This is a genomic window from Pseudomonas sp. HY13-MNA-CIBAN-0226 (assembly GCF_040310305.1).
Taxonomy (GTDB): Bacteria; Pseudomonadota; Gammaproteobacteria; order Pseudomonadales; family Pseudomonadaceae; genus Aquipseudomonas; species Aquipseudomonas gregormendelii.
In genome coordinates, this window is the sequence record NZ_JBEOPS010000368.1 from 1 (window position 1) to 260 (window position 260).

1 protein-coding gene is annotated in these 260 nt (G+C 49.6%); it reads left to right on the top strand.

Translation table 11 applies throughout. The features are described from left to right. A partial coding sequence (locus AAEZ05_RS29140) for a triose-phosphate isomerase (protein WP_350650099.1) occupies nt 1-260 on the top strand: 260 nt, incomplete at both ends.

Here is a 260-nt window from a genome sequence, read left to right on the forward strand (position 1 = left end):
GTATACGGGGGATTGTTCCGCGCAGCAAGTGGTTGATGCTGGCGCAACTTGGACGATACTTGGTCACTCTGAACGCCGTCAATACCATCAAGAGTCTCATGAGTGCTTGCTGCAAAAGCTGACTCATGCGCTGACGCAAAATTTGGGCGTGGTATTTTGTATTGGTGAGACCCAAGCACAATATGATGATAAGCAGACGCTGCCAGTCATTGATACGCAGTTGTCAGTTATCAAAGACTTGCTAGCGCAACAGCCCGAGC